The sequence below is a fragment of the Agromyces sp. P1_H4 genome, assembly GCF_056405255.1.
Map to the genome: position 1 here is coordinate 1 of NZ_JBFUCL010000135.1, position 9170 is coordinate 9170.

Sequence of the window (9170 nt, forward strand, 5' to 3'; positions counted from 1 at the left end):
CGGCAACACCGCCTGACGGGTCCGAGTCGGCGGCCACGTTCTCCGACGAGGGCGCCCCGCAGGCGGCGGCGCGCATGGCGCCCGCCGACGCGGGAGGGCCGCCCGTCACGACGATCCCGGAGTGGAACGACCACGTCGACATCTGCCACTCGACGGCGAGTGCGACGAACCCGTATGTCGCGATCAGCCCGAGCGTGCGCTCGATCATCGACCCCAAGGGCGACCCGAACGACCCGACCGACCCGTCGACCGCCCACTCGGAGCACCACGACTTCGGCGACATCATCCCCGAGTTCGACTACTTCGACAAGGACGGTGGCCAGCACCACTTCCCGGGGCTGAACCTCGACCTGCTGCCGATCTTCGAGAACGACTGCAACCTGCCGCAGGTCGGCGTGCTGCTCTCGGTGGCGCCGTGCCCGTCCGTGGTGACCGAGGGGCGCACCATCGCGTACGACCTGTCTGATCTCGCCATCTCGTTCGACTACGTGCTCACCGTGTACGTCGCCGGCACCAGCGACGTGGTCGGGACGGTCACGTTCGAAGCCGCGAGCGGAACGCTCAGCGGCACCTTCGATCCGCTGCCGCCGGGCGACTACGACGTGGTGCTCCACCGCGTCGGCGCCGACCCCGAGACTGACCTCACGAAGACCGTGACGCTCGAGGCGTGCCCGGTGCCGTTCTGGGAGCTCCAGAAGAGCTCCGATCCCGTTGACGGCGCCACCGTGGAGGCCGGTGACATCATTACGTACTACCTAGATGCGGAGAACACCTCGGATGTGATCGTCACAGACGCTCAGGCGTTCGACGACATCTCCGACGTGCTCGACAACGCCTCGCTCGTCGCCGTCGGCCCCGGCCTGACCGGACCAGTCGGGAACGTGTTGACCTGGACGGTGCCGACTCTCGAGGAGCAGGGGTCCGAAGGCGACTCCGCGCAGACCTGGTACACCGTGGAGGTCGGCGAGGACGTCGTCGGGGGCGCGCTGCTGCACAACGTGGTAGAACCGTCCGACGGCGGCGAGTGCCCGGTCGGGAGCATCGAGGGCGAGGGCGAGGGCGAGGACGGCCCGTGCGTCGTCGATCATCCGGTGAAGTCGATCGGCCTGACCGCCGTGGCGCAGTGCGTGAACGACACCCCGTTGTTCAGCTACTCGATCACGCCGTACAACATCGACGACCCGTCGGCCAACCCGATCGTGCTGATCTGGTGGACCCCGGCGGCCTTCGCGAGTCACGACCCGTCGATCCCGGCGAGTGACATCGCGGCGATCCTCGCCGACGGCGCCTCCCAGGTCGACCCGATCGCATATCCCCCGGGGTGGACGAGCGGCCAGGCCATCTCCGGCCAGCAGCTCTGGCCCGGTGCAGAGGTCGACGCCGCCGGCAACCCGATCGACTGGCCCGGATGGACGCTCCTCGCCGACGGCACGTGGGTCCTCGACCCGAGTGCGCCGTTCTACGACCTCCGGGCCGAGGCGGTCGTCGAGATCCGGATCAACCCGTCGAACGACGCCGTGGCGGTCTACCCGCCGCCGACGCCGAACTGCAACGCGGCACCGCCGTCGAACACGCCGCCCACCGTGGTCCCGGCCTCGACGTCGAGCTCCGCCCTTCCTGACACGGGCTTCGAGACGGGTGGATTCCTCGCCGCCGCGCTCGGACTCCTCGTCGCAGGCGGGGTGGGACTGGCCGCCGCACGGTCGCGCCGCCGCATGACGGAGTGACCGCACAGCGCCCGTGATGACGGGCAAGCGGATGCCGCGACCGAGCCTCGGTCGCGGCATCCGCTGTGCGCAGCCGACGGCGCGCCGAGCGGACGACCACCCCCGTTTTGGGACCAGCCCTCGGACGTGCCCGACTGACAGGATGGCGACTGAGTCCATTACCCGGGACTCGGGCCCGTTCTACCCGACGGGTCGGTACAGCCCAGGGGCAGTGGCTGTCGCTTGCTGCTCCATCAACCCGAAGGCTGATGATGAGCGCGAAGACGCGTGTGCACACCCGTTCGACCGACGACCTGCCCGACTCGCGGATGGCGCGACTGCTGCACCGCCGCTCGAGGCGCCGCCTGCTCAGCACGCTCGTGGTCGGCGCACTGGTCGCGACGAGCGGGATGGTCGCGGTGGCGCTCGCGCCCGCGACCTCCGCGGAGGCGGCGACGCTCGGGACGCTCACCACGTCGTTCGAGATCGACGGCAACACCGCAGGCGCCAACGACTGGCAGGGCGTGGTGGGGTCGACGCCGAAGCCGCCGTACCAGACGAACCTCGGCCCGTCGACCGGCATCATCGCGGCGCAGCGCACGGCCGACAGCGGTGCGACGCTCGGCTCGCCCGGCACCTGCGGCGCCAGCGAGACCCTGAGTGTCTTCCCGGGCGGCGCGAAGGTCGACGACAACCCGTGGGCCGGCCTCATCAGCAACTCCGCGAACGCGAAGGGCGACGCGTGCACCGGCGGCTCGGCCTACGAGGTCGTCACGATCGGCGGGGTCCCGCACACGATCTTCTACGCCTACTGGACGCGGCTTTCGGGCAACGGCGACATGACCTCGTACGAGCTCTTCGAGGGCCCGGCCGCAGGACGTGCCGACGACTACCTCATCGAGTTCAACTACGACCCGTCGGGGACCCCGAACACCTCGATCCGCGTGCTGAGCTGGGACGGCAACAGCTGGGAGCCGATCGGTACGCCCATCGTCTACCAGGCTGCGGTCGGGAAGAACACCGACACCAACACGTCGGGCAACGACGCGACCTTCGGTGAGATGGCGGTCGACCTGACTGCGTCGAACCTCCTGCCGAGCGACGGCGCGTGTCGCACCTTCCTCGACGCCGGGTTCATCACCCGCACGGGCAACAGCGACAGCGCGACCCTGCAGGACATCCTGAAGTCGTCCAACCCGCTCACCATCACCAACTGCGGCGGCCTCGTCGTGAAGAAGGTCGCGAACCCGGCGGATGCCACGTCGGACGACGTCTTCGACTACACCGTGACCCGCACCGGCGGCGGCATCGTGCACGACAGCACGTTGACCGGCCCGGTGCTGCCGCAGGGCAACAACAACGCGATCGCCGCGCCGATCGGCGTCGGCGACACCCACACCTGGGGCAACGTCTTCGCGGGAACCGACTACCAGCTCGCTGAGACGGTCGACGCCGGGCAGCCGTGGGTGCACCAGTCCACCGTCTGCACCGTGACGAACCCCTCCACCAACCAGGTCGAGACCTACACGAACCAGCCCTTCAAGCTCTTTGTCGGCGCCACCACCACCTGCGTGATCACGAACTCCACCTCGGGCGTGAAGATCACGAAGGTCGCCCAGGGCGACCCGACCACGTTCGACTTCGCCATCAACGGCACGCCCGTGAAGGTGGACGGCGGCACGAGCTCGCCGGTCACGTACTTCGTGCCCGGCTCGACCGTGACGATCAACGAGTTCCCCGAGCCCGGCACGCCGGCCTGGCACCTCACCGCTCTCACGTGCTCGACCCCCGCCACCACGACCCTCGCGACCGGCACCGCCGTCGTCACCACGGTCGCCGGGCAGATCACCGAGTGCACGTTCACCAACCGGCAGGACGGCGCGATCAGGATCATCAAGAATGTCGCGGGGGCGAACGGCACGTTCGACTTCACGACGACGATCCCGGGTGGTCCGTTCCAGATCACCACGACCGGAGACACCAAGACGGGGTCGAAGGACTACACGAGCGTCGCCCCGGGCGACTACACGGTGACCGAGACGACGCCGGCACCGGCGTACGACCTCACCGGCCTCACCTGCACCGACGACGCCACGGGCGTCGCCTCGACGGGCGATGTGGCGACGGGCGTCGCGAGCATCCACCTGGAACCCGGTGAACTCGTCACCTGTACCTACACGAACACGCAGCGCGGCAACATCATCGTCAAGAAGGAGACCAACCCCGACGGTGCGACGACCTCGTTCGACTTCACGCTCACGGGCCAGCCCGGCTTCGCGCTGAAGGACGGCGGCGAGAAGGCCTTCAACCAGGTCAAGCCCGGCGCGTACACCCTCACCGAGGCGGCGCTCGCCGGGTGGGATGTCACGAGCATGACCTGCACCAACGAGAACCCGACCACGGATTCGCCGATCAACATCACCCTCGACCCGGGCGAGACGGTCACCTGCACCGTGCTCAACACCGCGACGCGCGGCGAGGTCACCGTCACGAAGCACGTGGACGGTGCCGACGACTGGGCGTTCCAGATCGGGATCGACCCGGTTCCCGGCGGCCAGCAGAACCCGAAGACGGTGTCCGACGAGACGCCGACGGCCAAGTGGACCGACCTCATCGTCGGCCAGACCTACACGCTGAACGAGATCGCGGTCACCGGCTACACGACCGAGGGCTTCACCTGCAACGTCGGCCAGGAGGTCGGCGACACGTGGCAGTTCACCGTGACCCCAGGCCTCGTGGTCACGTGCGACATCACGAACGTCGCCACCCCCGGTGAGGTGACCGTCACGAAGACCGTGGCGGGCGTGGCATCCGGAACCGACTGGGCGTTCGACCTCACGATCTCGCCGAGCGCCGGGGTGACCCCCGGTGCCACGCAGACGGTGAGCGGGTCGGGGAACACGACCGACAGCGTCACGTGGAAGAACCTCGACGTCGGCACCGAGTACACGATCACGGAGAAGCTGCCGGCCGGATGGACCGGCGGAGCCGTGGAGTGCGGCCCCGACTCGAACCCGAACCTCGCCGGCGACCAGTTCATCGTCACGCCGGGCTTCACGCTCACCTGCACCGTGCTGAACACGGCGGTGCCCGGTTCGGCGAAGATCACGAAGACCTCGGTCGGCGCGAGCGGTACCTTCACGTTCGTGCTCACCCCGCTCGCACCCGCGGGCGCCCCGGTCGAGCAGATGGTCGCGACTCCCGCCGGCGGCGGATCGGCCGAGACCACGTTCGCGAACCTCGTGCCGGGAACGACGTACTCGCTCGCGGAGAAGAACCCCGGCACCGGCTGGGTCGCGGGTGAGCTCACCTGCACCGTGAAGCACGCGGGCAGCGATGCCGCGCAGCCGGTCACCGAGAGCGGGTTCACCGTGCAGGCCGGAGACGTGTTCGCGTGCGACATCACGAACACCGCCAAGGGCAAGATCATCATCGTCAAGAACATCGACGGCGCTGATTCGACCTTCCAGTTCACGGGCACGTGGCCCTGGGCCGGCAACCCCTCGATCGGCAGCTTCGGCATCACCACCGCCGGCGGCGTCGGCGCCAACACCTACGACAACGTCGTGGCCGGCAGCTACAGCGTCACCGAACTGCTGACGAACACCCACGTCGGCAAGCTCGTCGGCTGCGTGGAGTCGCGCGCTGGTGGCGCCGACAACGGCTCCGCGGTGGACGCCCAGAACGCGCTCAAGGGCCTCATCGACCTCGATCCGGGCGAGACGGTCACCTGTACCTACTCGAACACCGAGCTGTCGACGATCATCATCGACAAGGTGGTGCCGGGCGTCGGCTCGATCCCCGGCGGCGCGGGCGTGGACTTCCCATTCACCTTCGATGCTCCGGATGCCCCGGCGACCAACTTCACGCTGAAGGACGGTGACCCGGCGAAGATCTTCGGGCAACTCCTTCCCGGCACCTACACGGTCAACGAGTCGGCGACGGCGAACTGGGACCTCCAGGGCCTCGAGTGCTCGCCGAGCGGCGGCGTCGAGGTCACGGATGCCACGGCGGAGATCACGCTCGCGGCCGGCCAGACCGTGACGTGCACCTACACGAACGTGCCCGAGGCGGGCGACGTGACGGTGCGCAAGATCGTCGAGGGCGTGCCGCAGGGCTACCCCTTCGACTTCGCGATCACGATCTCGCCGGTGGTCACCGGCCAGGACGCGACCCAGCACGTCACCCAGGCCGACTCCAGCGTGAGCTGGGACGGACTCGTCGTMGGCCAGACCTACACCCTCACGGAGGGTGACGTGGGTGGCTGGAACGAGGGCGGCTTCGTCTGCAACGGCGGCAACCTCACGGACGCCGATGCGGCGCTCGCCGGCTTCCAGTTCCTCGTGACGCCGGGCCTCTCGCTCAGCTGCACCGTCACCAACACGGCGCAGCCCGGTGACGTCACCGTCACCAAGCACGTGACCGGAGTGCCCGAGGGGTTCGAGTGGGAGTTCCCGCTCACGATCGCTCCGGCCGACGGCGTGCTCCCGCAGGCGGAGCAGACGGTGTCGGGAATCGGTGACGAGACCGACAGCGTGACGTGGACGAATCTCGCGATCGGTACCGTCTACAYGGTCACCGAGGGCGACCTTCCCGAGGGCTGGTCGGGTGGCGAGGTCGTCTGCACCGACGACGACCCCGAGACGACGGGCAACACGTTCGTCGCGACGCCGGGCGCCTCGCTCACCTGCGAGGTCACCAACGACGTCGTGCCGCCGACGGGCCTGATCACGAAGGACCTCACCTCCATCGAGCAGAAGACCGACGGCACCTGGGACCTCGTCTACGAGGTGACGGTCACCAACCAGAGCCCGGTCGCGCCGCTCGTCTACGACCTCGACGACGAGCCGTACTTCGGCGTCGGCGTCGTGATCAACGACTCGTCGGCGACGGGACCGTCGGATGAAGCCGCGAACTGGGACGCCGAGGCGTCGAACTTCGTGCTGGCCCGCGACGAGTCGGTCGCGGCATCCGGAACCGACACCTACACCGTCACGATCAACGCGACCGTGCCGGAGCAGGTGTACGAGACCAGCCAGGACATCTGCCAGCCGGGTGACACCGAACCGGGCGGATTCCGCAACACGGCGTTCCTGACCGTCGGCGAGGGCGAGCCGCAGGCTGCCACCGACTGCGACGAGCCCGGACGCACGACGGTCACCAAGGAGATCGTGGGATCGCCCGAGAACCTCGGCGGGGGCGACTGGAAGGTCGTCTACCACGTCGTGGTGACGAGCGAGAGCGCCGACCTCGATCTGTACTACGACCTCGAGGACGAACTCGGATTCCCCGATGGCGTCACCATCGACGACGGCGACGCCGTTGCGACCAACGACGCCGGCGTCGACACGTCCGATTGGAACGGTGACGACGTCACGGTCCTCGCCGACGACGAGGTCATCGCACCGCTCGCCGTGCACACCTACACGATCACCGTCGTGGCGAACGTGGTGAACGTCACCGATCTCGATGACGTCGCCTGCCTCGCCTCGACGAGCGGCCACGGGTTCTTCAACGGGGCGACGCTGGTGAACGGCACGATCGTCACCGACGTCGACGCGTGCGCGACGATCCCGGTCGGGCGCATCCAGCTCCAGAAGACGGTCGACAACTCGGCCCTCGAGGCGATCCTCAGCCGGATCGACCTCGGCGGGGTGACGCCGGGATCGCTCTCGGTGCTGACGCCCGGCGACTGGAACCTGACCGGCGACAACGCCGCGAAGGCGACGCAGCTGCTGGTCGCTGGTGACGCGGGCCTCGTGTTCACGGTGCCGACCGGTGACTACTCGCTGCTGGAGGCGATCTCCCAGGCGAAGGCGAACTACCCGCTCCTCGCGTACTACTTCAACGGCGATTGGCGATGCGGCATCGACGGCGGCGCGAAGGTGGACACCGATGACGTCGGTACCGTCACCCTCGGCCACCTGACCAGCTGTGCCGTCGAGAACGAGGCGGAGTCGGTCGACGTCAGCCTCGAGAAGGCGTACGAGCTGGCCGAGGGCGCGACCGCGGTCGACGCCGGCGATGAGTTCGACTACGTGCTCACGGTGCGGAACAACGGAACGCTCCCGGTCGCCGAGCTCGACATCGCCGACACGATCGATGCGCGCTTCGCGATCACGGGTGCCGCGGACTTCGACGGACTCGGCACCTGGAGCGAGTCGACCGTCGGCAACGAGTTCGCCGCCCACGGCGTCGGCCCGTTCGCACCCGGTGAGGTCGTGACGGTGCACATCCCGGTCACGATGCTCCAGCCCGCCCCGGTCGAGGCGCCCGGCGTCGTCGGACCGAACGATCCGCCGCCCGTGGTGGAGCCGGTCGACCTCGGGGACATCCCGAACGAGGCGTGCGTCGCGATCACGCCGACCGAGGGCGCCCTGGCGGACCTCATCTCGACGAACGACTGCGATGACGTCGACGTGCCGCAGAAGGCCATCGACGCCGGCGCCTACCCGCGCTGCGTGAACGACGTGCCGTACCTGTACCTCGACATCAAGGTCTCGGACAGTGTCACGCCCGGGCCGATCACGGTCACGTGGGTCTCGGGTGACGGCACGCTCACCTACGAGGTCGTCGTCCCCTGGGAGGACCGGAACGAGCCGCTGCTCTGGCCGGGCGCCGCGGTCGACGCGAACGGCATCCCGTACCAGTTCCCGGGATGGCGCCCGATCACCGAGCAGGACCTGATCACGCCGCCGACTCCGGGCACGCGGTTCCTCGACCTCATCCTGGATGAGACCGTGCCGACGTACCCGTGGCGCGACATGGTGAACCCCGCGACGGTGACCTTCTCGATCAACCCGAGCCAGGCCGTCCTGGTCACCTACCCGCAGGCGCTGCCGGCGTGCGCGATCGTGCGTCCGCCCGACCTCGACATCGAGAAGACGGCGAGCGTCTCGTCGACGGCGCCGGGCGGCGACTACGAGTACACGCTGAAGGTCACCTCGGTGGGAACCGGAGGAGCGGAGCCCGTCGAGATCTTCGACGCGATCCCGACCGACCTGCGGGTGGACTCGATCGACACGGCGCCGGCGCCGGCGTTCCCCCGCTGGGAGGACTGCCAGGTGACGGGCAAGGACAGCGCCGGCTATGGTGGCGTGCTCCACTGCGACCTCCTGGGCGTGCTGGGGCCGAACCTCCCGACGGCGCCGCCGATCACCCTCGGCGTGCACGTGAACCCGGCGAGCCACGCGACGTCGATCTCGAACACCGGTGAGGTGTGCTGGGACGATGCGGATGCCCCGGCGGACGCGGAAGCGGTGATCACGTGTGCAGATGACACCGTCGACGTGCCGGTGAAGCAGGCGGCGATCGCCTCGACCGGGCTCGACGTCACGCCGTTCGTCTGGGGCGGTGGGGTGCTCGCCCTCCTGGGCGCGGTGCTCGTGGGCCTGACGATCATCCGACGACGCCGGGAGGGTCGCATCCAGGCCTGAGGCCGCGGGGAAACGAACCCGGTGGGGC

At 68.9% G+C, this 9170-nt stretch carries 2 protein-coding genes; both read left to right on the top strand.

Annotated features, from left to right (window positions below; genetic code table 11):
* The coding region (locus AC1DY2_RS09965; RefSeq protein ID WP_476762277.1) for a DUF7927 domain-containing protein at positions 1-1727 on the top strand (1727 nt) is incomplete at its 5' end.
* Positions 1728-1978: 251 nt separating this feature from the next.
* Entirely contained in the window at positions 1979-9142 is a 7164-nt protein-coding gene (locus AC1DY2_RS09970) for a prealbumin-like fold domain-containing protein (protein WP_476762278.1), read from the top strand.
* Positions 9143-9170 lie beyond the last annotated feature (28 nt).